This is a genomic window from Lysinibacillus fusiformis, assembly GCF_016925635.1.
GTDB lineage: Bacteria > Bacillota > Bacilli > Bacillales_A > Planococcaceae > Lysinibacillus > Lysinibacillus fusiformis_F.
The window spans coordinates 742,066-766,301 of sequence record NZ_CP070490.1 but is presented as its reverse complement, the minus strand read 5'-3'; the positions used below and the strand labels follow the sequence as shown (position 1 = coordinate 766,301).

At 37.2% G+C, this 24,236-nt stretch carries 24 protein-coding genes and 1 tRNA gene; 14 read left to right on the top strand and 11 right to left on the bottom strand.

The window, feature by feature from the left end; genetic code table 11:
* Nucleotides 1-375 precede the first annotated feature (375 nt).
* The 6 genes from JTI58_RS03885 to JTI58_RS03860 all read right to left on the bottom strand — a co-directional run bounded on the left by JTI58_RS03885 (nucleotide 376) and on the right by JTI58_RS03860 (nucleotide 4,264).
* Complete coding sequence (locus JTI58_RS03885; protein ID WP_205445340.1) at nucleotides 376-1,299, bottom strand: S8 family peptidase; 924 nt, start codon at nucleotides 1,297-1,299, stop codon at nucleotides 376-378.
* Between the two features lie 510 nt (nucleotides 1,300-1,809).
* Entirely contained in the window at nucleotides 1,810-2,490 is a 681-nt protein-coding gene (locus JTI58_RS03880) for a hypothetical protein (RefSeq protein WP_016993734.1), read from the bottom strand.
* A 602-nt stretch (nucleotides 2,491-3,092) separates the two neighbouring features.
* Nucleotides 3,093-3,344 carry a hypothetical protein gene (locus JTI58_RS03875; protein ID WP_016993735.1) on the bottom strand — a complete coding sequence of 84 codons (252 nt, stop codon included), beginning with the start codon at nucleotides 3,342-3,344 and terminating at the stop codon, nucleotides 3,093-3,095.
* Between the two features lie 440 nt (nucleotides 3,345-3,784).
* Nucleotides 3,785-3,973 carry a hypothetical protein gene (locus tag JTI58_RS03870; RefSeq protein ID WP_202342581.1) on the bottom strand — a complete coding sequence of 63 codons (189 nt, stop codon included), beginning with the start codon at nucleotides 3,971-3,973 and terminating at the stop codon, nucleotides 3,785-3,787.
* Between the two features lie 5 nt (nucleotides 3,974-3,978).
* Nucleotides 3,979-4,152 (bottom strand): YvrJ family protein, encoded by a 174-nt coding sequence (locus tag JTI58_RS03865; protein WP_016993736.1) that lies wholly within the window; start codon nucleotides 4,150-4,152, stop codon nucleotides 3,979-3,981.
* A gap of 41 nt (nucleotides 4,153-4,193) precedes the next feature.
* A tRNA-Cys gene (locus JTI58_RS03860) sits at nucleotides 4,194-4,264 on the bottom strand.
* A 132-nt stretch (nucleotides 4,265-4,396) separates the two neighbouring features.
* On the opposite strand from JTI58_RS03860, the gene JTI58_RS03855 reads away from it, so the two are divergent.
* The 3 genes from JTI58_RS03855 to JTI58_RS03845 all read left to right on the top strand — a co-directional run bounded on the left by JTI58_RS03855 (nucleotide 4,397) and on the right by JTI58_RS03845 (nucleotide 5,577).
* Entirely contained in the window at nucleotides 4,397-4,639 is a 243-nt protein-coding gene (locus JTI58_RS03855) for a glutaredoxin family protein (protein ID WP_205445338.1), read from the top strand.
* Between the two features lie 143 nt (nucleotides 4,640-4,782).
* Nucleotides 4,783-5,373: a sigma-70 family RNA polymerase sigma factor gene (locus tag JTI58_RS03850; protein ID WP_205445337.1), complete on the top strand. Its 591-nt coding sequence runs from the start codon at nucleotides 4,783-4,785 to the stop codon at nucleotides 5,371-5,373.
* Between the two features lie 3 nt (nucleotides 5,374-5,376).
* Nucleotides 5,377-5,577, top strand: coding sequence for a hypothetical protein (locus JTI58_RS03845; protein ID WP_205445336.1), 201 nt, complete (start codon nucleotides 5,377-5,379; stop codon nucleotides 5,575-5,577).
* Nucleotides 5,578-5,773: 196 nt separating this feature from the next.
* Here the strand turns inward: JTI58_RS03845 and JTI58_RS03840 are convergent, their stop codons facing one another.
* The 3 genes from JTI58_RS03840 to JTI58_RS03830 all read right to left on the bottom strand — a co-directional run bounded on the left by JTI58_RS03840 (nucleotide 5,774) and on the right by JTI58_RS03830 (nucleotide 8,710).
* Entirely contained in the window at nucleotides 5,774-6,673 is a 900-nt protein-coding gene (locus JTI58_RS03840; RefSeq protein ID WP_205445334.1) for a 3-hydroxyacyl-CoA dehydrogenase, read from the bottom strand.
* A gap of 222 nt (nucleotides 6,674-6,895) precedes the next feature.
* Nucleotides 6,896-7,792: a copper oxidase gene (locus tag JTI58_RS03835; protein WP_205445332.1), complete on the bottom strand. Its 897-nt coding sequence runs from the start codon at nucleotides 7,790-7,792 to the stop codon at nucleotides 6,896-6,898.
* A gap of 231 nt (nucleotides 7,793-8,023) precedes the next feature.
* Nucleotides 8,024-8,710: a ZIP family metal transporter gene (locus tag JTI58_RS03830; RefSeq protein ID WP_243456400.1), complete on the bottom strand. Its 687-nt coding sequence runs from the start codon at nucleotides 8,708-8,710 to the stop codon at nucleotides 8,024-8,026.
* Between the two features lie 420 nt (nucleotides 8,711-9,130).
* Between JTI58_RS03830 and JTI58_RS03825 the strand changes: the two genes are divergently transcribed.
* Together JTI58_RS03825 and JTI58_RS03820 are read left to right on the top strand one after the other, a co-directional pair.
* The gene (locus JTI58_RS03825) at nucleotides 9,131-10,819 is read left to right on the top strand and encodes an FAD-dependent oxidoreductase (RefSeq protein ID WP_205445329.1); all 1,689 of its coding nucleotides are present in this window, start codon (nucleotides 9,131-9,133) and stop codon (nucleotides 10,817-10,819) included.
* Nucleotides 10,820-10,950: 131 nt separating this feature from the next.
* The gene (locus tag JTI58_RS03820; RefSeq protein ID WP_205445328.1) at nucleotides 10,951-12,564 is read left to right on the top strand and encodes a GNAT family N-acetyltransferase; all 1,614 of its coding nucleotides are present in this window, start codon (nucleotides 10,951-10,953) and stop codon (nucleotides 12,562-12,564) included.
* Between the two features lie 40 nt (nucleotides 12,565-12,604).
* Here JTI58_RS03820 and JTI58_RS03815 read toward each other — a convergent pair whose 3' ends face one another.
* Nucleotides 12,605-13,222 (bottom strand): 3-ketosteroid-delta-1-dehydrogenase, encoded by a 618-nt coding sequence (locus tag JTI58_RS03815; RefSeq protein WP_205445326.1) that lies wholly within the window; start codon nucleotides 13,220-13,222, stop codon nucleotides 12,605-12,607.
* 225 nt (nucleotides 13,223-13,447) lie between these two features.
* Between JTI58_RS03815 and JTI58_RS03810 the strand changes: the two genes are divergently transcribed.
* The 7 genes from JTI58_RS03810 (at nucleotide 13,448) to JTI58_RS03780 (ending at nucleotide 20,884) form a co-directional block, all read left to right on the top strand.
* Complete coding sequence (locus JTI58_RS03810; RefSeq protein WP_243456399.1) at nucleotides 13,448-15,049, top strand: Na/Pi cotransporter family protein; 1,602 nt, start codon at nucleotides 13,448-13,450, stop codon at nucleotides 15,047-15,049.
* 68 nt (nucleotides 15,050-15,117) lie between these two features.
* Nucleotides 15,118-15,567: an SACOL1771 family peroxiredoxin gene (locus JTI58_RS03805; protein WP_205445323.1), complete on the top strand. Its 450-nt coding sequence runs from the start codon at nucleotides 15,118-15,120 to the stop codon at nucleotides 15,565-15,567.
* A gap of 141 nt (nucleotides 15,568-15,708) precedes the next feature.
* Entirely contained in the window at nucleotides 15,709-16,344 is a 636-nt protein-coding gene (locus JTI58_RS03800) for a sugar transferase (protein WP_205445321.1), read from the top strand.
* Nucleotides 16,345-16,354: 10 nt separating this feature from the next.
* Nucleotides 16,355-17,485, top strand: a complete 1,131-nt coding sequence (locus JTI58_RS03795) for a glycosyltransferase family 4 protein (RefSeq protein WP_205445319.1) — start codon at nucleotides 16,355-16,357, stop codon at nucleotides 17,483-17,485.
* 1 nt (nucleotide 17,486) lies between these two features.
* Complete coding sequence (locus JTI58_RS03790) at nucleotides 17,487-19,160, top strand: GNAT family N-acetyltransferase (protein WP_205445317.1); 1,674 nt, start codon at nucleotides 17,487-17,489, stop codon at nucleotides 19,158-19,160.
* Complete coding sequence (locus JTI58_RS03785; RefSeq protein WP_243456306.1) at nucleotides 19,141-19,887, top strand: hypothetical protein; 747 nt, start codon at nucleotides 19,141-19,143, stop codon at nucleotides 19,885-19,887. The genes JTI58_RS03790 and JTI58_RS03785 overlap by 20 nt, the downstream gene beginning before the upstream one ends.
* A 4-nt stretch (nucleotides 19,888-19,891) precedes the next feature.
* Nucleotides 19,892-20,884: a polysaccharide deacetylase family protein gene (locus JTI58_RS03780; RefSeq protein ID WP_205445315.1), complete on the top strand. Its 993-nt coding sequence runs from the start codon at nucleotides 19,892-19,894 to the stop codon at nucleotides 20,882-20,884.
* Between the two features lie 90 nt (nucleotides 20,885-20,974).
* Here JTI58_RS03780 and JTI58_RS03775 read toward each other — a convergent pair whose 3' ends face one another.
* Entirely contained in the window at nucleotides 20,975-21,868 is an 894-nt protein-coding gene (locus tag JTI58_RS03775; RefSeq protein ID WP_205445314.1) for a hypothetical protein, read from the bottom strand.
* 270 nt (nucleotides 21,869-22,138) lie between these two features.
* On the opposite strand from JTI58_RS03775, the gene JTI58_RS03770 reads away from it, so the two are divergent.
* Both JTI58_RS03770 and JTI58_RS03765 read left to right on the top strand, forming a co-directional pair.
* The gene (locus JTI58_RS03770) at nucleotides 22,139-23,125 is read left to right on the top strand and encodes an agmatinase family protein (protein WP_243456304.1); all 987 of its coding nucleotides are present in this window, start codon (nucleotides 22,139-22,141) and stop codon (nucleotides 23,123-23,125) included.
* A 115-nt stretch (nucleotides 23,126-23,240) separates the two neighbouring features.
* Nucleotides 23,241-24,128 carry a 5'-3' exonuclease gene (locus tag JTI58_RS03765; RefSeq protein WP_205445312.1) on the top strand — a complete coding sequence of 296 codons (888 nt, stop codon included), beginning with the start codon at nucleotides 23,241-23,243 and terminating at the stop codon, nucleotides 24,126-24,128.
* Nucleotides 24,129-24,236 lie beyond the last annotated feature (108 nt).

The window sequence follows — 24,236 nt, the reverse complement described above, 5'->3', positions numbered from 1 at the left end:
AAATAAGCCCATTTCTGACCAACTACCAATGATCAACGACAGAAGAACAATGATTTCGAAGAAAATAAGTGTTAGCTTTGATGCTTTTCTTTTATCTTTTATAACAAGTATACTTATTCCAAATACTAACATATTAGCGAAAAAGCCTATTTCTATTGGAAGTAGAATATCCATCCCTTATTCAAATCCTTTCAATAAATAAGTTTTTGCTAAATACCTAAGGTTTCAAATATCAACAGCACTTACTGTTTATTATACTGAAAATGGTAATGAGTAGTACAATGAACTAAAAACAAGAAAAATACTCCTCTTAAAAGGAAATTGTTGATGTTTACCTTTTAAAGGGAGTAATTAAATTGCCATTGTTAACACAAATTATTTCAACTGAATAAAACCATTCCCTACCTGATTAATGGAGAAATGATCCAATGAAAGAGCATGAGTTAACAAGTAGTCAAATACATACATTGGAATCAAATGGGGTTCACAATGTTTGATTATTTTTATGATAAGTGCAGCCGCACCGGCAACAAACGGAGCTGCCATAGAGGTTCCTGTCAATTCTACATAATCACTGTTTAAATGCGTTGATAATATATTTTCACCAGGCCCTACAAAATCTAAGTTAACATTCGTATTAGAAAATTTTGAAGGCGTATCTGTTTCAGATATAGAGCCGACTTGAATTACTTCCTTGTAAAAACCAGGGTATGATATTTCGATAGTTGCGCTTTCTCCATCGCCCTCATTTCCCGCTGCTGCAACTAATACTATACCTTTTGAACGGGCATATTTTATGGCTTTATGCAATTCTTCATTTGGTTCTGGGCTGCCAAGTGACATATTAATAATGTTTACTTTTTCTCCATTAGGTCCAGTCCAATTAACTGCATACATAATCGCCTTAATCAAACTTTCAAAGCTTCCTCTTCCTTTGTGATTTATTACTTTTAATATAAGAAGTTTACTTTTTGGCGCAATACCTGTGATTCCCTTGCCATTATCAACAGCAGCTAGAATTCCAGCTACATGTGTACCATGTCCAAGATAATCTTTAAATATTGAAGGATTACCTTCATCATCATCTGTGAAATTATAGCCATCAATAATATTGTCCTTTAAACTCGGGTGGTCAACCTGAACACCACTATCTAATACAGCAATAACAGATCCTGAACCTTGATCTGTTTCTTGCCAAAATTCCCTTGCTCGAATCTTATCTAAATTATCAGGAACTGCATTTAAAACTTTAAACAACTTGACCACTTTTACCCGCTCTAAAATGATTTCATATTTCATTTTGTCATCTCCTTTTAAATAATAAAGTGTTAGAAGGAAGATGATAATAAATAAAAAGGAGAAATTCGCTCAATATTAAACAAAAATCTACCCCTGAAATGTTAGTAAAAGTCTAACATTTTCGGAGGTAGATTAAATTTAATATTTCTCTTATAAAATTGAGTATTCTGTTACTATTATTAAGCAATATTAAAGAATAAATCTTTAGCTTTTTGGACCAATTTTCCCACCTTTTACTAACCAATTCCAATACCTTTCGAAAAACTTCGACTTTGTTTGAAATGCATAAGGTAGTCCAATAAACAACCAAAAAAGAGAAGCATACACCAATAAAAATATAAGTAATCCTATCCATATACCTTTTATCTGAAAACTAATAAAAATGCTAGAAAACATAATAAGTAAATGTATTATAATTATTCTCTTATAGGCTAACAAGAATCTCCCCTCCTATTTTAATTATAACATTATTGGTGGGGAGATATTAACTTTATAACTTGTTATTTCTATTTAGCAAAACCCTAATGATTTACAACCTGGTCCACATGTGATCTTATTTTCGCTAAGGCACACTAATCCAAAAACAGCTGCACAAATAAATGGACACGCTACAGTACCGATTGGAGCACAAGCTACCATACAAGCTGCTGTACCAGCTAAGGTACATCCTAAACCTTGGATAGTGTCACAAACAGTAGTACAGATAGTACAATTTGACCACATTAGATTAAGTTCATTATTTTGTGTAGAAGAACGTAATTCATTGACATCATATAATGGGTTTGTGTGCCATTCATAATCGAAATACTCTCCATTAATCTTAATAGTTACAATTGGGAATAAATTTACTCCAACAGATTGTGTAACTTCGATAACACTTGAATGACCATGGAAATGCGAAACAGCTTTAAATTCTGCGTTTTCGACAGTAAAAGTAATTACTGTCTGAAGTTCTTCCATAACTAAAGTAAGAACTTGTACAGGGGTAGTTCCTTTAGTAAATTCTCCGCCTAATGATTGTGTTATTAAAGCTCGAAGATCAGTATACTTAGCTTTAATAGCAGGGTAATGATTTAGTGAGTTGTTGATAAGCGTCTGCACACTTTCATTTGCCAATGCTTTTTCAACTAAATTGTTAACCTCATTTTTCGATAACTCTTTAATTCCTGATTTAGTTTGTTTTTCAGTCATTGTTTTCTCTCCCTTTTAAAGTATTTGAAGCAACATTTAGTATGATGTGCTTCATTACTATGTAAAGTGAAATACAACTGGAGATTTAAACTGCATTTTTAAATTTTTTTCAGGAAATATAAATTAAACCTATAAAACGAAATTATATGCTTTTGAATGGTTTGTTACGTTATGAATAAGGAGGCTAATAGCTCGAATCTATGGAATTTGATAAAACGATTAAAGTAGTACATTTAGAATATAGGTAATATGCATTATAATTAATAGTTATTTTAATTAAATAGAATAGAATGATTAAGAGAGAAATAAAAAGTACAATTTTTTCTTTATATTGTTCTGAAAAATAATTTAGGACCTATTCGCGCATTTATTTTTAACCAATACTAAAACATCTCAAAAACTACGCCTTTTTGGCAATTATAATGAAGGCTCATAAGCACCAAATACAAAAAAGCAAGACCCGAGAATCCAATTATATACTTTTCATCTATTTAGCCTAAAAAATACTATGGATTATTATAAGAAGATATAGTATAGCTATTCTTTGTAGACTATCATAAAATTCCTATCATTCTGACTTTTAAAGATAAACTTTGCTTCTTTTAAGGTTTATTAAATCCATAAAAAGCCATTAGATAAATCCCGATAAACACTACTAATATAAACGAATTAAGGACAACTAAAATCATACGAGTGGGTCCCTTTATCCCTAAAATAGCAAATATTAGTCCTGAAATTCCTAAAATAAATGGAATTGTTATGCCAATTCCCAGAATATATTGAGGAGCCAATCCAATAAGAAATGTTAAAAACAAGAAAATTATTGATAAATACGTAAAAATTTTTCTTTGCAAATAGCACCGCCCCTTTGTATGTAAATGAAGGTTTGACTTTATTACAATTATACCACACGTGTTATTTACAGTTTTCATCACATCGAATAAACCATTCCTTGCCTGAAATCAACTTTGCCTTTTTTTATTTATAATAGTCAGTACTTAAAGATTATGAAAAAACCTTATTATCGACATTACATAATAATATAAAAGTTGCTCCATAAATGTTGATTTCTTGTTATTCGACTGTATAAAAAGTGGTATGGTATGAGATGCGGTAGTAGAATTACTTTTAATTATCCTCAATTCCATTTTGCTAATAATATTTCTAATAGCATTTTTAATAGGAACGTTTGGATTTAAAGAAGCTTAAATCACTTATTAAAAATTAAAACCTATCAAATAAAATTAGGTAGTTCTTAACCTAAATTATTTGATGGGTTTATTTTGTTAATAGATCATATTTCATTAGCATGAATCTGACAATATTCCCTCAATAAATTAGAAGAAATACTAGTATTTTGTATAAGATTTATTAGTAAATCGCGTTCTTTTGGGGACAGACTGTCACTCGCTAAACAATTTGTATAAAATGATTGAACTTCTCTTGCTTTACAGTAACAGGCCATTAATTTTTCAATTTCCATGTGGATTACCCTCCTTTCTTGTAATTAAGAGATTTTATAACTTCAGATAACTCCATGATGACAGCTTCTAATTTATCTATTTTCCTTTCAAAGCGAATGAACAGATAGACTGTTATGGCAATAGGGAATCCAAAGTTTCCTATTAGGCTAATCCAAATTGGAACATTTTCTGGTGTCATAATGTAAATCACCCTCCCTCTTACTCCAAATTAGTAATATAAGGTGATACTCGGATTCGAACCGAGGATCCAGGTTTTGCAGACCCTTGCCTTACCGCTTGGCTATATCACCAAAATTGTAACTGTACTATGTAAAGAGGATTCTTCTGTAATAAAAACAACCTGCCTATAAAAAAATATTATTTTGTCATGGTTTCATTTCTTATGTTGTAATCCTCTTTATAGAAAAAAGGAGGTCTCTAAGATGAAGTATGATATAACGGTATATTCAAGCGATGGATGTCAATATTGTGTTAGGTTGAAGGAGTGGTTAGAGGAAAATAATATTACTTATATTAATAAGGATATTAATGAAGAGCACGTATTAATGGAGTTTAAGCAATTTAATAGTAGCGCTATCCCATTTACTTTATTAGTCGCTGATAATAAAGTAGAGAGAATTATTGGTTATCAGCCAGAAAAAATAAAAGCTATATTAGAAATTTAACTAAGTTGGATTAAATCACCTTTTTTGTATAAAAGGTGATTTTTTTATCTTTTTTAAGAACACTTGTTCTTATTTTGGTTTATAATATAGATACAACATTCACTTTATATAGAAAGAAGGCGGATAATAGGAGGGATTATTAAATGAAGAATGATAAACAAAAAATAGAGGAATTTTTCTATAGAAATAATGAGCAGGTTAACAATCCAATTATTAAAAGCTTTTTGTCGGATTCCCAAAATCTTTATTTGGTGCAAAAAGCGATCTTATATCCAACTGATTTGAATAAGAAACTCGTTGATGAATCTTTTCAATCGCACTATATAAATGTTAGGAAGATCAAATATGTAAGTAATTTAATTTATTTCTTTAGTTTAGATTTTGATAAAAAAAGAAGAAGGCTGCAAAATCGGTCTTTATTAATATTAGATAAGGGATTATCAGAGGAGGGGGAGACGACCCTAAAAGAACTAATAGAAGATACACGCAATGAAAATGGTCTAGATCATTTAATTGGTGGAGGATTATTGGACAATATAGAAGATGTACAGCTCTTAAAGTCCTTGCAAAAACTAACGGTAAAACAGCTTCAAATTTTAGAGATGATTTATGTAAAAGAGCTTTCTATAAAAGAGATAGCTCAACTATTACAAACAACTCCCCAGAATATATCCAATCATCATAGAAAGGCTTTAAATAAACTCAATCATTCACTCGGAAAAAGGGAGGAATAAACTATGGGAAATTTAGAAAATCAACATACTGAAGAGACGCTAACAATAATCGAGAATTTCATCCCAAAAATTAAACATTGTTTACACAATACAGACTATCATGAAAGGGAAGACCTAGAGCAAGAAATTAAATTAAAAATTATAGAAAAGCTTGCAACAGTAAAATTTCAAGACGCGCCTAGTTTTTGGGACTTTTTCTTGTGAAAGCTACCAGGCGATTTTCTATTCTGGTGTTCGAGTAGTCACCAGATTACATATACTGTTGTTGCCAGAGTTCATTCCTACATGCATGATGGAATAACTTACGCGGCTTATCTGAAGATAGGATTGTCACTACGAACATTGGGAAAGTAAAAAAAGATGCACATAGTAAAAAGTACTATGTACATCTTTTTATCGATTAAGCTTTTAGAAAATCTGGTTTAGCAAAGCTTGGGTTTGGATATGTGTAGAAGCCTTCACCTGTTGCGCGACCAAGTTTGCCTTTGTCGATATACTCTGTTTTTAAGAGGTTGGCTAATTTTTTCATGTTTTCATCGCCAGTGGCAGTTGCTTTCGCTTCGACAATATTATAGGCAGTGTTAATGCCAACGATGTCTAGAATAGCAAATGGTCCAAGTGGAGCGCCTGTACCAATCATCCATGTTTTATCGATTGTTTCTGGATCAGCCACTTCTTTTACAAGTAAGGATTCAGCTGCATCTAAAAACGGCACTAGTAATGAGTTTAAAATATAGCCAGGTTGCTCTTTGTGCAATGGTAGTGGTACCATGCCGATGGCGCGTGCAAATTCAACAACTTCATCAAATACTTTCATATCTGTATCGGGGTGTTTCATTATTTCAGCAGTATTGTTTTTCCAGATTGTATTAGCAAAGTGAAGAGCTAAAAATTTCTCAGGACGGCCAGTTGCTTCAGCAAATTGGCTTGGTAATAAAGTAGACGAGTTTGTTGCAAAAATTGTTTTTGCTGGTGCTACTTTTCCAAGATTCGTGTAAAAATCTGTTTTGATGCTCACAACCTCAGGAATTGCTTCTATAACAAGATCAGCATTGGCAACGGCTTGAGCCAAGTCACTATTAAATGAAAGACGTGCATAGGCTGCATCCACTTCTTCTTGAGTTGCACCTAAGTCTTGTTGATAAAATGGTTTTAATTTTATAATACGATCTTGCGCATTTTTTAGAGCCTCGTCATTAATGTCGTAAACGGTTACATTAAAACCTTTGAAAGCAGATTGATAAGCAATTTGACTCCCTAATACACCACTACCTGCAACTGTAATGTTTTGATAATTCATCGAAATTCCTCCTTTGGAATTGTTACATTAATATAATAGTGTGGATATGTAGATAATCCTTCGTTACAATTCCATACTACTTCTACCCTTGAATAAAAATCAAATGAAAGCCTCTGATATTATATAAATATAAAGTTTTTTGCGCGAAGTTCCTTTTCAAGTATGTACCCACTATTAAAGAAATATAACGTAAAAAAGAACAGCTTTTAAGCTGCCCTCATTTTAGAGGTAATTCACCGTGGTAAACATGCCCCCAATACCAGGCGCGCCGTTATTTGTTACGTGATGTGGCATATGACAATGGATGGGCCAGATACCAGGGTTATTAGCTGTAAAGCATATATCCCAAGTTTCACCAGAGGCCACAAGAATGGTGTTCTTGGCAATTTGCTTGTGACTAGCGATAGGAAAACCGTCTGCCCCAACAACATGAAATTGGTGACCATGTAAATGGATGGGGTGGTGATGCATTTGAATATTGCCAAAACGAATGTTTACAGTATCACCGAAATGTACGGCTAATGGTTTTGTAAAAGGATAGCATTTGCCATTGATCGTAAAGAAATTAAATTCCGGTTTGATAAAATTTAACGGATACGTACCTTTTGTAAGCTTCCCCCAAGGCAATTGGTCGACGGCCCATTCTTGTAATAGGCATAGATAATCCTTATGCTGATGAGTATTTTGTAAGTTTGGATCTTCAACGATCAAGCCACCTAATAGACCAGCATTATCTTGCACAGCAACATTTACATGGGAATGATACATATACGTTCCTGGAGGATTTTTAATCGTAAAATGATAATCGAAATAATGTCCAGGTTCAATAAAGGGTGATGGTTCAATTGGGGGGACACCGTCCATTGTGTTCGGTACGATTAAGCCATGCCAATGCACACTAGTTTTTTCAGGCAGTCGATTAATGACACGAATACATACACGATCACCAGGGTAAACACGAATGGTTGGTCCAGGAGTGGAACCATTGTAGCCCCAAGCCTGAATGAATATCCCATCGACAAGCTCCCATGTTATTTCTTCCGCAATTAAAGTGAAAAACTTCGAACCATCTACCTGCATACGATAAGGCAAATCTTTTATACCAGGGGTGATAACCATTTGAAACCTCCTGTAAGCTTGATTTCCATTAATGTATGTCTATAGTGATGGGATTTAGGACCACATTCGTCTTTATATCTAATTAAATATGTAATGTGGCTTGTCGTTTGTTCATCTGCTCAAGTAGCTTCAAATTCAAGAATAGAAGTAAGATTCTCACGCATACTTTAATGCTAGTAAGTGAAGAATAAAATAGGAAAGGGGTGTCTCAAGTGCAGAGATATCCCTTTGTTATTCAACAAGTATATGGAAAATATAGCTTAGAAAATAACCTAAAAAGAGATACATAAAAAATGCTTTAAATGAGACTTTTTGTAGCTGATGTAAAATGAATTCAGAAATACTAGCTGTAGCAATCAATCCTATCGAAATGCCCATTAAGATCCCTTGTGCTTTGTCTGGTAAAGCCCAATATTGACCAAACCAGATGAAAATACTAAAGAAAATAGAAAAGATAAAGAAATAAATGAAAAGTCTCCATAGCCTTTCGCCCTGAGAGATGAGTGCGGTAGATAGAGCAAAGCCCTCTGGAACATGGTGAAGAATAATGGAGGCAGTGAGAGAAATACTTAATGCAGCATTTCCAAGTAAATTTCCGACAGTGAGACTAATGGGTATTGTATGGATAATCATAGCAAGGGTTAATAGAGAGACCGAGGGATTTTGTGTATGAGAAGCATGAAATAAGGTGTCTAGTAGTTGAAAGATGAAATAGCCAATAAAAATACCCAGTATAATACCGAATGGTTGATAGATTTGAAATGAAGATGGGATGATATCTAGCACAAGTAAGCCTACTAAAAAACCCCCACATAATAATGATAATCCTTGTGTTGTATGCTGAAATAGCTTAGAGAAAATCCAGGCAATCGCGCCCCCAATGCTCACACTGAAAAATAGAAAACCGCCAAGTATCATTGCACTCACCTGTAAAATTCCTCCGCCCTATCATCAACTTAATGTCTTTTTCAAAATATATGCTAAGTAGAAATGAATATGCTTGCAGTCGATTTGGCAGCGTAAAAACATGATGTGCAGACCGCAGATTAGACAAGGAAAGAATAGAGTCAGAATCTATGCTAGTTGTAATGATACTTTACAGAGGGAGATGATGATATGAAGGCTGTAACATATCAGGGAATTGCAAGTAAAGCTTATTTAGTGAAGTGGAAGATAACTGTATAAAGGTGATTCTAAAACCTTAAAGGGAGCGATTATGCTCTTTTTTTGTGGAAATATAGGGAACGGTATAAATTGACTGAATATTGGTTTAATTCTATGCTTTTTAATAGAAAGGCCAGATTCATCGATTTAGCTCATATAAGGAGGAATGGTTGAATGAAATGGGATGCAAGTTATGATGTAGTGGTAGTAGGCTCTGGTGCAGCGGGATTGACAGCAGGTTTAACAGCAAAGTTACAAGGAATGAAATCATTAGTGATTGAAAAAACAGATCGCTATGGTGGTGCTTCTGCTATTTCAGGCGGTGCCTTATGGATTCCTAATAATCATGTCATTAAAGGTGCAGGTGTCCCAGATACACATGAACTTGCACGCCAATATCTAGATTCAACAATCGGTGATCGTGTGCCAGAAGCGTTAAAGGAAGCTTATATTACGAGAGGACCTGAAATGTTACGCTTTTTATACAATAAAACAAAGCATATGCGGTTCCAGTATGCAAAAGGCTACTCGGATTATTATCCAGAAAAAACAGGTGGCTTGTCACAAGGACGCTCCATTGAACCACTTATTTTCGATTTAACGAAAATGGGTTCTTTAGCAAATTCTATGCGTCGAGCAACTCTATCAACAAAAGGATTCACGATGAATAGCTACGAGTTTCATAAGGTGAACATGATTACTCGGACGTTAAAAGGAAAAACAACTGCCCTGAAATTAGGAGCGCGTTTAGTAAAGTCAAAGGTGACTAAGAGTGACCCAGTCGCATTAGGAGAAGCTTTAGTTGCTCGTTTACGACTCTCTCTTGCAGAAGCAAATGGTGAGCTTTGGCTATCAACTGCCTTTAAAGATTTCATTATGGACAAGGAGCGAGTGAATGGAATTATTGTGGAACGAGATGGGCAAGAGCTGAAAATTGAGGCAAAGAAAGGTGTTGTTCTTTCTTCAGGTGGTTTTTCACATAATCAGACCCTCCGAGAAAAATATTTACCAAGTCCAACGAAAGCTGCATGGACTTCTTCACCAGAAGGGCAAACAGGTGACATCATTGAACCTGGTGTAAAAATTGGTGCTACGTTGGATTTAATGGATAAAGTGTGGGGAGCACCTTCTGTTATTGATCCACAAGGACATCCATTCTTCCTTGTGGCAGATCGCGGTGTACCAAATATGATGGTGGTGGATAGTACAGGACTGCGTTTTGTCAATGAAGCGGCACCATATCATGAATTTGTGGATACGATGTATAAGCATCAAGAGGCAACCAAACAGGCGGTTCCTTCCTGGATACTGATTGATGCCTCTGCTAAAAACCGTTATATTTTTACAGGACTGTTCCCTGGACAAGCCTTCCCTAAAAGTTGGTTTGAGCATGGAGTCGCAAAAAGTGCGGAAACGATTGAAGAGCTTGCTAGACAAATGGATGTGCCAGCGGAGAGTCTAGTAGCGACGGTGAATCGTTTTAATGACTTTGCGAGGAACGGACATGATGATGATTTTTATCGAGGAGATAGTGCCTATGATAATTACTACGGGGACCCGACACTACCAAATCCAAATTTAGCAGAAATCAAGAAAGCGCCATTCTATGCATTGCGTCTTTATCCTGGAGATATTGGCACAAAAGGAGGCCTCGTAGTGGACGAATATGCTCGTGTGATAAAGGAGGATGGTCAACCCATTGAAGGATTGTATGCTTCAGGCAATTGTTCAGCGTCTATCATGGGAGAGACGTATCCTGGCCCAGGCGCAACCATTGGACCTGGTATGACATTAAGCTATGTAGCGACAGCACATATGGCCAATGCAGTGACAAAAGGTGAGGTATCACTTGTAAACGTATAAATGAGACATAACCCTTCCTTTCTAATGAGGAGGGGTTTTTACGTTGGTGTAATGTTCTAATACTTTCTTGCTAGGAATATAGTGGCTACTAAATGTATGGATGATAACGGAAAAAGGAGCGATTTAGTACATTGCTAGCTTATAAACTCATCACGACTATCGAAGAGTTAGAGCCCTATAGAAGTACTTGGTCAGGGATACTTGAAAAAGAGCACAATAATAATCCTTTTATTGAGTACGAATGGATTTCAACTTGGTGGGCAACGCTTGGGGTTCAGGAAAATGTAGAGATTTACATAGTGGAACATCAGGGTGTGGCAGTGGCTTTTTTTCCGTTAGTGCATTGTATACGATTTGGTACAATCCATTATTTTAGCTTTTTAGGACAAGGTTTTGCGACCTATATGGAAGTGATCGCTGACAAGGAGTGGCTGGAACATTCCATTACGTTTCTATTGAAGGAGTTTTCGCGAAAATATAAGCGTTATTTAATCGTGTTACATGGTTTAGTAGAAAGTAAGAAAACCTCTCAAGAATTAGAGAAGTATGCGATCGAATATCAGATGCCCCATTCGATTTTTCGGACTGTCACATCCTATATCGATTTTCAATCCATTACAATAGATACATTTCTACAGAAGCATCGCAAGAAATTCAAAAGCCTTAAACGACGTGAAAACAAATTAAAGTCACTTGGTCATGTCGTCTTTCAGGAAGTAAATCCCAATTATCTACAAGACATGTTTACGTTGTTCACAAGAAGATGGCAAAAGAAAATTGATAAAAGTGGCTTTACAGAAAAGCAAACACGTCTATTTTATGAGCGGCTAGCTAAAACCAACAGCAAGGTGCTTCGGGTAGAAGTCGATAGCTTACAATTTGAAAGGCAGTGGATTGCTTTTACAATTGACCTATGCTGTAGAGAGCGTAATTTTTGCCAGGCAATGGGCCATGAGCCTGATTTTAACCTATTTGGCCCAGGGCGCCTTATTGAAAAGGAAAACATGCTAAAAGCACATCAATCTGGCTATCGTTATTATGACTTAGGAAGTGGCTATGAGCCATATAAGTTTGAATGGTATACACATATTGATTTCACTAGAAAATTTGTCATGAGTACAAAAGGAATTAAAGAGCGTAATATTCGATTATGGATGGTCATACGTGATCGGCTAAAAGGGCTATTAACGAATAATCATCAGCTAGTGAAACTGAAGCGAGACAGATTAGGAGAACTGCGTTATTTTTTGAAGCATGCAAATACAAAAGACTGGCTAAGAGCTGTTACGAAAATGTTCCAACGAATACTATCGGTTCATATTTTAGATGTTTATATTGCAGAGCAAAAACAAGATAGCGAAAAAGTGAGATTTCAAGAATTACCAATGAAGGATATCATGACGATGAAAGAGCGAGCGAACAATGTTGCAGACCTCTATAAGGGGTATCGACCCTTTGCAGATGGCGATCAAGTCATATACAAGAGACACGATAAAACGGCAACGGAAGAAACGGTTGACTATTCCTATGAGCTGTCAGATAATATGTCGTTTATAAAAGAATATGACAGCCAGCGACTAGTTGAGATTGTTACTGAAGTGCAACGTGAAGGGAGGGCAGTTTGTACAATAGCCCCATGGTATGATAGAAGCAGACGGCGAAAGCTCGTACAGGCAGGTTTCCATAAAGTAGCCAAAATCAACATAATAAAGATTTTCAAATGGCAAAAAATATATCATGTCTAAACAACAACACCCTCAGCTTTTTTTCGCTGAGGGTGTTCCATTAAAAATGGATACCAGGTTTATCGATTAGCTTACAGCCTGTACCATACTTAGCTTTTAAAGCACCTTTGAAAAGAGTATGCTCCAGCTCTGGGAATGTCTGTTTCCAAAGTTCAAAAACATTATGGCTAGATGCTTTGCCGTCCTTTGTTAGTCGTGCAATATGGAAGCCATATTCATCATTACAACGAGCCAATGGGCGGTTTTCGCGTACCGTAATAATTCGACCACTCATCGTCATTTCATATAACCCTTCATAGCCAGCAATCGCACGGCTTTCTTCTTGACCTTCAACTAAAGGTTTTTCTTCGATTGGCGCTACTTTTTCTTCTGTCATGTCTTCCTGTTCAGAAGATTGAGTTTCTTCAGCACTGTTTCTTGCTGGTAGTTGTTCAACAATCACAAAATCTTTCTTGGAAGCTTTATCGCTCATTGTCGCCATAACGTTCATGATAGAGCCTACATAACGTAATGGTTTCTCTCTTTCTTCTTCAAAAACAAAAATATTATATTCGGTTTTATTAATCTTTTTCATAATAATATTGCCTGTTGTAATAGTAAAACCGATGAACTTGTTCTTTTTAAGTGCCTGCATTGCTTCTTGCTTTGTTAAAATCATTTTGAAAATCTCCTAAAGAATTATTTATTCTATTCTACCATAAAAATTATGACATTGTTTTTCGTAAAATAATGGTTGATTTTGTACAATGCAGGGAAATATCCCTATTTTCTCAAATTTAATAATGGTACTATTAAGAATGTTTGAGGAATAAAACTCCTTTAAAAAGGGAGTCGTTCATAAATAGATACAATTTTAGTAGGGAGTGTTGATAGGTTGATCAATGTGCTTGGGGGCATCGGTTTATTTTTACTTGGAATGACGATGCTAACGAACGGTTTAAAGGAATTGGCAGGGGATGCCTTAAAAAAATGGCTCAATCGTTTTACAGGTGGAACCATTAGCTCGGTCTTATCGGGTACATTCATGACAATGATTGTACAATCCTCCACGGCCACAACCCTGATTACGATTGGTTTTGTCAGTGCGGGACTCCTCACGTTTGTCCAATCGATTGGTGTCATTATTGGTGCGAATATCGGGAGTACAAGTACTGGCTGGATTATTTCATTAATCGGCTTCAAAATAAATATGCAGACAATGTCACTGCCTTTTATTGCACTTGGTGTATTTGTACAATTGCTCGCACCACGAGATTACAAAGCAATTGGAGGGCTAGTTACTGGTTTTGGTTTATTATTTTTAGGCATTGATGTTCTTCAGGGAGGAATGGCAGCTGTACAAGATAAAATCCCATTCGATGCATTTAGTGCAAATACTATTAGTGGAAAACTAATTTTAATTGTTTTGGGTCTTATCATGACCGTTATTATGCAGGCTTCTAGTGCTGCAATAGCAGCCACTTTAACAGCCTTATATGCAGGTGCCATTGATTTTGAACAGGCTGCTTATTTAGTCATTGGTCAAAATATTGGGACGACTGCTACAGCATTATTTGCAGCGATTGGTGCATCAACAGCTGCTAAGCGAACAGCTGTGACCCATGTAATGTTCAATGTAGTCACTGCTATACTAGTGACATTTGGTGCAACGTTTATGTTTGCTCTTACAGAACTCGTCACAAAATCCATCAATGGTAGCTTTGATGAAACACTGGGCATTGCTGTTTTCCATACATTATTTAGTGTGATTGGCGCGATACTTTTTGTACCATTTGTCCGTCCTTTTGCAAAGGCCATTGAAAAAATGATTCCTGAAAAAGGCAATCATTTAACACGTAATTTAGATAGTAGTGTTGCCAAATTACCTGGGGTTGCTGTGGAGGTATCCTTTAATACATTACAAGATATTACCAAGGAAATGACGACTGTACTTGTTTCTCTTATTCAAGGGAAAAAACGCACAGCTGAAACAGACAGTAGATTGGCTCAAATGGATGAGGCGATTGAAAAAACACGTTTATTTATGGATGCTATCCAATCTTCCTCACAAAAGGAACGTTATAAACATATAGCCCTTTTACATGCTTTAGACCACCTCTATCGTTTGTCAAAGGCATTACGCGAACAACATCCTAATGCCTTTCAGTTACAGGAGACATTAACTCAAAAGTGGCTAGAGGTATTGGAAAAAGTACTACTAATCATCGATGAGGATGAACGCCTACCTGAGATAGCAACCTTGCTTGAGGTTACTTCCTCTGAAATGGCTGCCGTGCGACGCGATAAACGAAACGCATATTTTGAGCATACTGTTGAGAATGTGGTAGAGTTAGAGACAGCCGTATCGAAAGTGGAGGCTTTGCTGTGGATTGATCGTCTTGTCTATCACTATTGGCGTACAACGGCTCGCCTTGCTGAGTACCAGACTGTGACCAAAAAAGGTCGCCATAATGAGACAGAAAAAAATACAGTAACAGTTGAATAAAAGGAATGCTCGCCTTACGTTTGTAAGCGAGCATTTTTCTTAGCTACACAAATAAAGGAGGATCTAGAATGGTTCAGCATAAATTCACAATGGACTTAACTTGGTCTGAGGGAAGAAATGGTACAGGAAACATTAAAGCAAGTAATCTGCAAACACAAATTTCTATTCCTCGGGAAATGAATGGGCCTGGCATTGGTACAAATCCAGATGAAATGCTTTTAGGTGCAGCCGCAACTTGTTATTTAATTACATTAGCTGCTCTACTCGAAAGGTCAGAAATAGATGTGGCGGAATTATCTATGGAGGCACACGGATTTGTCAGTGTAGAAAATGGCGTTTTTACATATGAAAAAATTGTGCATAGGCCGATTATTACTGTGCAAGAGCTAACAGAACAACTTGAAAAAAGAATGATACGCTTAGCACAAAAGGCGGAACAAACTTGTATGATTAGTAAAGCATTAAAAGGAAATGTTGTGATTGAATGTGATGTTCAAATTTTGGAAGCAAGCATATAATAAGACAACAGGAGTTATTCAGCAAGTGTCGCTGATATAACTCTTTTTTTCATAAAATAAGCACTTTTTCTAAAATAGTTCTAGAAATGTTCAAAATGAATATATAGAGTTAAGTGCTAAAAAAATGCAAAGGATGATGTATTGCACGTTCAGACAGCTCAGAATCTCACATTCTATGGTCAGTACGGCAAAAGAATATTTGATATTGTTGGGGCATTATTTTTACTTTTTATGACGATTCCTCTAATGCTAGCAGTATTCCTCATTTTACTCATAACAACAGGTCGCCCCATTTTCTTCAAACAAATACGAACTGGCCACGATCATCACCGCTTTGTGATTTGGAAGCTCCGAACAATGTGTATCCAGGCAGTCCCGGTAAATATGCCTTCTCTTTGTGCCAACGGTATACCTGATGATTATTATTTTAAAACAGAGCAAGATACACGCATCACAAAAGTAGGCGCTATCCTTCGAAAGCTCAGTATTGATGAAATTCCACAACTTTTAAATGTGTTAAAGGGTGATATGAGCATTGTAGGTCCACGTCCTGAGGTTCCAGCGATCACGAATGCATATAATTCCTTACAGGTTCGGCGTTTGGAGGTAAAGCCAGGCTTAACAGGTCTAGCTCAAATTAACGGTAGGTCGAATATTTCACATGGACAAAAAATATCATATGACATTGAATACGTTGACCATTATTCCTTTTGGTTGGATGTCCAAATTTTGTTGAAGACAATTTATGTTGTAGTTGCACGCACAGGTGCTTACTAAAAAATAAGGAGTGGCAATACTGAAAATCGTTCAGCTTATTACACGAATGGATAAAGTTGGAGGTGCGCAAAAGCATGTGGAGGCACTTGCTATCCATTTAAAACAGGATGGGCATGATGTCACAGTAGTGACGGGCTCCTATCAACCATCACTATGGCACTTACAAGAGCATAAAATTCCTGTTATCAGTATACCTGCTCTTCAACGGGCTATTCATATAGCGAAAGATTTTCAAACATTTTGGCAATTAAGAGCCGTTTTCAAACGTCTACAACCAGACGTTATAGCCACCCATTCATCCAAGGCTGGTGTGATTGGTCGAGTAGTTGGTAGTTTATTACGAATTCCAACTATTTTTACGGCACACAGTTGGAGCTTTACAGAAGGTGTTCCTCAAAAGAAAAAGCTGTTCTATCACCGGATGGAAAAATCAATTCAGCCATTCACGACAAAAATTATTACGGTGTCTGAATATGATCGGGAACTGGCACTACTGAAGAAGGTTGCTCCTGCTCATAAATTACTGACCATTCATAATGGCATTGAATCAATAGAGAGAAATGAAACAACTGAAAAGATATGCATGGAGCAGCCAGTCATTGTCATGGTTGCTCGTTTTGAAGTGCCTAAAAGACAGGATATTTTACTAAAGACTTTAGCGGAACTGACAGAGATCCCTTGGCACCTTCAATTGATTGGGGATGGTTCCCTGCGCCCAGTTCTAGAATACTTCGTTGAACAGAATGGTTTATCAGATCGTGTAACATTTTTAGGCAATCAATTAGACGTTCATTCTTATCTTGAGAAATGCCACTTGTTTGTTCTGTTATCAGATTGGGAAGGCTTGCCGATTTCGATTATTGAAGCGATGCGTGTAGGTCTTCCTATTATTGCAACTAATGTAGGTGGTGTGAAAGAGCTCATTGTTGATCATGACAATGGATTTTTAGTGGAGCGAGAGGATAACGAATTATTGAAGAAGAGACTGCATCAACTGTTAATGGATACCACTTTAAGAGAGCAAATGGGGACTGCAAGTGAACACCGTTATTTACAGTATTTCACCTTTATCCCTATGTATCAAAAAACATTAACGGTTTATCAACAGGCTGTTTCAGAACTAGTGAAGAAAGGGGATTAAATTGCAATTAATTCGCATTAGAACTGATGATGAGCTTATGTGGTACAAGGAAATTTGGGATGCCATTTTAGAAGAAGAGGACAATGATAATCCATTTATAGAATTTGCTTGGTTTTATAATTGGTGGCAAATTGTAGGACGGAAAGAGCGTGTAGAGCTTTATGCCATTGAACATGAGGGGACGATTATGGCTTTTTTCCCCTTTACAGTGTCAATTCGGTGGGGGATTAGAGTGTATGCTTTTGCAGGAGAAAACATCGCCAATTATACAGGGATTGTGACTAAAAAGGAATGGTTACAGCAAGTAACAACCTTTGTATTCGATGAGCTTATTAAAAAGCATCGGCATATTATTTTTTCCTTGCATGGTTTATTAGAAAGTAAACAGTCTACTAAGACCCTAGAGCAATACTTTGTAGAAAGACAATTACGTACAAGTATTTTCCGTGTTGTGACACCTTATCTCGCTTTTTCAGAAATAGATTTTCAGCACCATTTCAATCAACGCCGCAAAATGCATGGCGTTGATCGACGGGAACGAAAACTAAGAAATTTAGGCTCCTTAGCAAGACGTGTGCCTTCACAAGACGAGCTTTGGCAAATGTTTCGGTTATTTGATCGACGATGGGCAAAAAAGCTGGATACAAGTGGCTTTACAAAGGGGAGGAAAAGAGATTTTTTTGAGCGTTTAACGATGCTTAAAGGTGAGGCATTACAGGTGGAGGTCGATGCACTTGTCTTTGAAAACCAGTGGATTGCTTTCACCTATGGACTTTGCTGTCGAGGCCGCTATGTAACGTATGCACTTGCACATGAACCAACATTTAATTTATTTGGTGCTGGACGGATAGTCAATCAGAAAACCATTCAGCGAACGTTTGCTGCTAACTATCGCTTATTTGATATGAGCATAGGCTACGAGCCATATAAATTTGACTGGCGCTCGGACATTGATTTTACAAGACAGATGCTTGCTAGCAGCGGTACGAAACGTACAAATCTACTGGCAGGTTTTTTATCGTTAAAGCAACGACTCAAGGAATATGTGAAAGGGAACCAAAGAGTCGTAGAGTGGAAGCGTAACACACTAGGTCATTTACGTTATTTAGTAAAGTATGGAAAGGTAAAAGATTGGCTAGAATATGGACAACAATTCGTAGAAAAAATTATTCGTTTGAAACAAGTGGAGCTGTATGAATTATCCCCATCAGAGGACATATCACCACAGCAGCCTGTCGGAAACTTATTTGAAGAAATGTCGATTCAGGAAGCGATGCAGCTTGATCAGGAAGAAGTCATGGCCCTCTTTTATAAGGGCTATACAATCTATAAAGACTCCTTTGCGGAAACGAATAAGCCAGCGTTTGCATTACATGCCACAAATTGGCGTGTAGATTCAATGCAAATTGTAGAAGCATTACCAAAGCAAACCTATTTTTTAGCCTATGATGTTTTCAAACAAATCGATATTATTACAGCTTTCTTCAGAAAAATAAATCCATCACAAACACTGTGGGTAACGGTAAGTTTTTGGCAATGGCGCAAGCGGAAGCGCTTAGTACAGCTAGGCTATAAACCTATTTCTCGAATGAAACATTATAAAATCGCTCGTTTTGAGCGACACCGTGTAGAAAAATATACAGAGAGTGGGGGCGATGTACATTCTGTCCATTAAAAGTAAGCGATGGAATATCGCAATGCATCATTTTTATTTTCTCGAAAAGCCAGCCAATGTTCGAAAGTCTATGAAAGTTGTAGGCTATACGCATTCACTAGTGCCTAGTCGGAAGCTTGTGAAAAGCGAAACGATTCACATTGATTTGCAAGAACACGAGCTTTCATTGTATTTAGCGCTTTCTGAAGGAAATCGCAAAATCCTACGACGTGCCCAAAAGGAATCTTATCAAGTCATTTTATATAAAGAGCCATCCATAGAAAACTTGCGAGCCTTTCAGCAATTTTACAATCAATTTGCAAAAAGAAAAAAGATTGAAGCAATTGGTAAGTCGCAAATGGAAACCATCCTGCTCCTCAATGAACAGGGCGCATTATTATTATCTGAGATCCAGAGTGTTTGCGGACAAACACTTTGTTATCGACTAGATATTGTGCATGAAAAAAAAGCGATGTCCTTTTACGAGGCAACATGTCATGCATCTGCTATGCCTGCTCCATTAAAACGACCGATCCGTTATGCAAATCGTTTTTTAATTTGGCATAACCTGCTACACCTAAAGGAGCACGGTTTTGTTTTATATGATATGGGCGAGTTAACGGACAATCGAAATGTACGAGCCTTTAAATTGAGCTTTGGTGGCCAGGTTGTTCATGTTTACTCAGGCTACATTATCCAATCAAAAATACGTGCACTATTACTAGGTGTGCAAAAATGGAGGAAGTAGCAACATGAATGGTGGGGGTCTCGTTATTTCATTAGATTTTGAGCTGAATTGGGGTGTCCATGATGTATTTCGTTATGGACAATACAATAAAAACCTATATGGTGTACGTAAAGCCTTGCCCAGGATACTAGCGCTATTTGAGCAATATGATATCCATGCAACTTGGGCAACCGTCGGATTATTGTTTGCTGAATCAAAGGCAGAAATGGCTCATTATTTACGAGGTATCCCTGTGAAATATGAAAACATGCGCTTTGCAGCACATACACAGCTTGCAAAGGTGGGCGAAAATGAACAAGAGGACCTCCTGCATTTTGGTAAATCTTTAATTGAGGAAATTAAACGTACACCACATCAGGAAATAGGAAGTCATACATTTTCTCATTTTTATTGCTTGGAAAAGGGCCAAACAGAAGCTGCCTTTTGCGCAGATTTACACGCAACCAAAACAATCAGTGAAGGTTATACTACGCCTATGAAGTCCATTGTTTTTCCTCGTAATCAAGTAAACAAAGACTATTTAACAGCTTGTCTAGAAGCGGGCTATGTTTGCTATAGAGGTACAGAAAATCATGCATTATATGACGCTCAAAAGTTTACGAAAAAGGGAAGACTTTTAGGTGCAAAGAAGTGGCTAGATAGCTATTGGAATATAACTGGCCATCATATAGCCACACTGGAAGAAATGCAAGAGGAGCAACTGATTAATATTCGATCAAGTGCTTTTTTAAGGCCATATTGTAGTCCATTGCGTGCATTCGAAAGTTTAAAAGTAAAGCGAATAAAGGAAGGCATGCTCAAGGCTGCACAGGCACAAGCTTTTTATCATTTATGGTGGCACCCTCATAATTTTGGTAAGCATATTGAAAAAAATTTGGCGATGCTAGAAGAACTATTACGTTATTTTGAAGAATTGCGTAGCCAACATGATTTTCAAAGCTATTCCATGTATGAGGTAGCAGAACTTTGCGAAAACCTTTCGAAACAGCAGAAGTAGTCGATTCAAGAGGTTCTAATAAAGAGGCGAGATGTTGAAATGGTGGAGTTTCCTGCTTGATAAAGGGTGATTTCTGGTCAAAGAGCTGAGCTAAGTGCTCGTAAAAGAGTAGAAGCTGCTCATAAAGAGTGTTGAAGTGATCACAGAAGGGTGGAAGCCGCTCGTAAAGAGTGTTGGAGTGATCAAAGCAAGGTGAAACTCGCTCATAAAGAGTGTCGAAGTGATCAAAGCAGGTTGAATGCCGCTCATAAAGAGTGTTGAAGTGATCAAAGCAGGTTGAACCCCGCTCATAAAGAGTTTCGAAGTGATCACAGCAAGGTGGATCACGCTCATAAAGAGTGTTGAAGTGATCAAAGTAGGTTGGATCCCGCTTATAAAGAGTGTCAAAGTGATCAAAGTAGGTTGAACCCCGCTCATAAAGAGTGTCAAAGTGATCAAAGCAAGGTGAAACTCGCTCATAAAGAGTGTCGAAGTGATCAAAGCAGGGTGGAAGCTGCTCATAAAGAGTGTCAAAGTGATCAAAGCAAGGTGAAACTCGCTCATAAAGAGTGTCGAAGTGATCAAAGCAAGGTGAACTCCGCTCATAAAGGGTTTCAAAGTGATCACAGAAGCGAGGATGCCGTTCATAAAGAGTGTCAAAGTAATCAAAGCAGGTAAAAACCCGCTCAAAAAGGGAGTCAAAGTGATCAAAGCAAGGTGAAACTCGCTCATAAAGAGTGTCGAAGTGATCAAAGCAAGGTGAACTCCGCTCATAAAGGGTTTCAAAGTGATCACAGAAGCGAGGATGCCGTTCATAAAGAGTGTCAAAGTAATCAAAGCAGGTAAAAACCCGCTCAAAAAGGGAGTCAAAGTGATCAAAGCAGTTTGAAATCCGCTCATAAAGAGTGTCGAAGTGATCAAAGCAGGTTGAATCCCGCTCATAAAGAGTGTCAAAGTGATCAAAGCAAGGTGAACCCCGCTCATATAAGGTGTCAAAGTGATCAAAGCAGGGTGAACACCACTCCAAAAGTGGAGAAAAGCCACGATCTCCTAACAAAAGATATATGTAATTTCTGAGCAAACTGATTTCAAGTTTGCTTTTTTTGTTGGATCAAAAGAAAATTTCCAAGAAAAGAGGAAAAAAGAAAAACTTTGACGAAAATCATTGTACGAATGGTACTATTACTATAGAGAAAATATGTTAGGACATTTATAGGGGAGCAACAATTGATTTAGGTCAATTTAACTTGAATGAAAAGAAGGTGGTAGATGAATATGTTTATACAGTCAGAATGCCAATGGAAGCAGGAAAATGGATCAGCGATGCATCAGTGGATAAAGCAGCAGACAAATCCGAACCCAAATGGGGTGGATATTGTTGTATATGGCGCTCTTTTATCGTATGCCAATGGTGCGTCGTCAAAAGCGCAATACCCAACAGCCTTTCGTAAGGCTTGGCCAGGTTTTCAATCGTATAATTTAGATGAGCAGGTGAATTTACGCGCGCTTTCGGTTGTGGATTTAGGGGACGTGGCGATTCTAGAACAAGATAGAATGCTTTCGGAGTCTGCCATCGAGGCTGCTGCGGAAAATTTAAGTATAGCTTTTCAAAGAAGCTTTACTTGTTTGATTGGTGGAGATCATACTATTACCGCGCACTCCATAAAAGGGATAAAAAACGCCTTCCCACAGGATCGCATTGGCATTATTCAGATTGATACGCATTTAGATGCAAGGAACCAAGAGGAGATTGGTTTAGCGCAAGATTCTCCAATTCATCAGTTAATTGCCGCAGGGGTTGTAGAGGGGAGACATGTCTATAATGTTGGCTTGCATGGATTTTTCAATTCACCAGAAATGATCCATTATGCTAAAGAACAAGGCATTCATATGATTACGTTAAAGCAAATGCGACGAGATGGTATTCAGCTCACAATACGTGAAATGTTGCGTCAGCTTATGTATGAAGTAGATCGCATTTATGTGTCAGTGGATTTAGATGCACTTGATATTGTATTTGCATGTGATGTTCCTGCAGCTTCACCTGGTGGTTTAACGGCTTATGAATTGTTTGATATCCTTAAGCTTATTGGTGAAAATGAGGGTGTTCGTCATATTGATTTTGTTTATGCTGATCCTAAAGAAGGGATACTGCGTCCAGAAACCGTTAAGATTGGTGTGACGGCATTTTTACAATGGTTAACTGGCATTCAACTAGATCATCGCAATCGTATCTCGAAAAAAGGGAAGGTTACGTTGTAGAGTAAGTGTATTTCCGAGTATTAACAATGCTGATTATTGAAAGTTTGCTATAATGTTTAAGTAGACAACACTAAATAGATACAAACTTTGTATTGTAATAGAGAGGAAATTATTCATGACAACAAAACCAAAATTATTGATTGTTGACGGTATGGCACTGTTATTCCGTTCTTTTTTCGCTTCGGCTGCTATGGGGCATTTTATTCGCTTGGCAGATGGAACACCAACGAATGGAGCCCAAGGATTTGTGCGACATGTTCTAACAGCACAATCAATCATGAAGCCTACACATATGGCTGTTTGCTGGGATATGGGAGCACATACATTCCGCAATGATTTATTTGATGGTTATAAAGCAAATCGCCCAGCCCCACCAGAGGAAATGCTGCCACAATTTGATATGGCGAAAAATTTATCACAGCAAATTGGCTGGCAAAATTTCGGAGTGAAGGGCATGGAGGCAGATGATTTAATTGGCTCCATGATTACGAAATGGCAGGACGAGGCAGACATTACGGTCATTAGTGGTGATAAGGATTTACTTCAGCTTTTAAGACCATCTACAGAAATTGCGTTTATGAAAAAGGGCTATACAGAATACGATATATATACACACGCTCGCTTTAAAGAAGAATATTGTATTGAACCTTCACAGTTTGCACAGGTGAAAGCCTTTATGGGTGATTCAAGTGATGGCTACCCAGGTGTGAAAGGGATTGGCCCTAAACAAGCGTTAACGCTTATTCAAACATATGGCTCGATCGACAAAATACTAGAGTCGCTTGGTGAATTAAAGCCAGGTCAACGAACAAAAATCAAAGATAATTTAGATATGTTGCAGCTATCACATGAGCTTGCAACAATTCAAACCAATGTACCAATTGACGCCGATTTTACGAGCCTTGTGTTACCAAACTATGAACCACATATTATTAAAGAAATAGAAGAGCGTGGCTACACGCTAATTGCCAAGCACGCCCGATCTTTGTATACCCTTATTTAGCTGATCATCGCAGAGTATAGCAATATGCTCTGCTTTTTTTATTGAAATTTTTTGTAACCTTTTTTCACTTTCAAACGAATTATAAGTGACCATACATGGAGGAGGGGA

Coding starts and splice junctions, on each gene's coding strand:
- JTI58_RS03885 (WP_205445340.1), bottom strand. CDS start 1,299: ATGAAATATGAAATCATTTTAGAGCGGGTAAAAGTGGTCAAGTTGTTT.
- JTI58_RS03880 (WP_016993734.1), bottom strand. CDS start 2,490: ATGACTGAAAAACAAACTAAATCAGGAATTAAAGAGTTATCGAAAAAT.
- JTI58_RS03870 (WP_202342581.1), bottom strand. CDS start 3,973: ATGGAAATTGAAAAATTAATGGCCTGTTACTGTAAAGCAAGAGAAGTT.
- JTI58_RS03865 (WP_016993736.1), bottom strand. CDS start 4,152: ATGACACCAGAAAATGTTCCAATTTGGATTAGCCTAATAGGAAACTTT.
- JTI58_RS03855 (WP_205445338.1), top strand. CDS start 4,397: ATGAAGTATGATATAACGGTATATTCAAGCGATGGATGTCAATATTGT.
- JTI58_RS03850 (WP_205445337.1), top strand. CDS start 4,783: ATGAAGAATGATAAACAAAAAATAGAGGAATTTTTCTATAGAAATAAT.
- JTI58_RS03845 (WP_205445336.1), top strand. CDS start 5,377: ATGGGAAATTTAGAAAATCAACATACTGAAGAGACGCTAACAATAATC.
- JTI58_RS03840 (WP_205445334.1), bottom strand. CDS start 6,673: ATGAATTATCAAAACATTACAGTTGCAGGTAGTGGTGTATTAGGGAGT.
- JTI58_RS03835 (WP_205445332.1), bottom strand. CDS start 7,792: ATGGTTATCACCCCTGGTATAAAAGATTTGCCTTATCGTATGCAGGTA.
- JTI58_RS03830 (WP_243456400.1), bottom strand. CDS start 8,710: ATGATACTTGGCGGTTTTCTATTTTTCAGTGTGAGCATTGGGGGCGCG.
- JTI58_RS03825 (WP_205445329.1), top strand. CDS start 9,131: ATGAAATGGGATGCAAGTTATGATGTAGTGGTAGTAGGCTCTGGTGCA.
- JTI58_RS03815 (WP_205445326.1), bottom strand. CDS start 13,222: ATGATTTTAACAAAGCAAGAAGCAATGCAGGCACTTAAAAAGAACAAG.
- JTI58_RS03805 (WP_205445323.1), top strand. CDS start 15,118: ATGGTTCAGCATAAATTCACAATGGACTTAACTTGGTCTGAGGGAAGA.
- JTI58_RS03785 (WP_243456306.1), top strand. CDS start 19,141: ATGTACATTCTGTCCATTAAAAGTAAGCGATGGAATATCGCAATGCAT.
- JTI58_RS03780 (WP_205445315.1), top strand. CDS start 19,892: ATGAATGGTGGGGGTCTCGTTATTTCATTAGATTTTGAGCTGAATTGG.
- JTI58_RS03770 (WP_243456304.1), top strand. CDS start 22,139: ATGTTTATACAGTCAGAATGCCAATGGAAGCAGGAAAATGGATCAGCG.
- JTI58_RS03765 (WP_205445312.1), top strand. CDS start 23,241: ATGACAACAAAACCAAAATTATTGATTGTTGACGGTATGGCACTGTTA.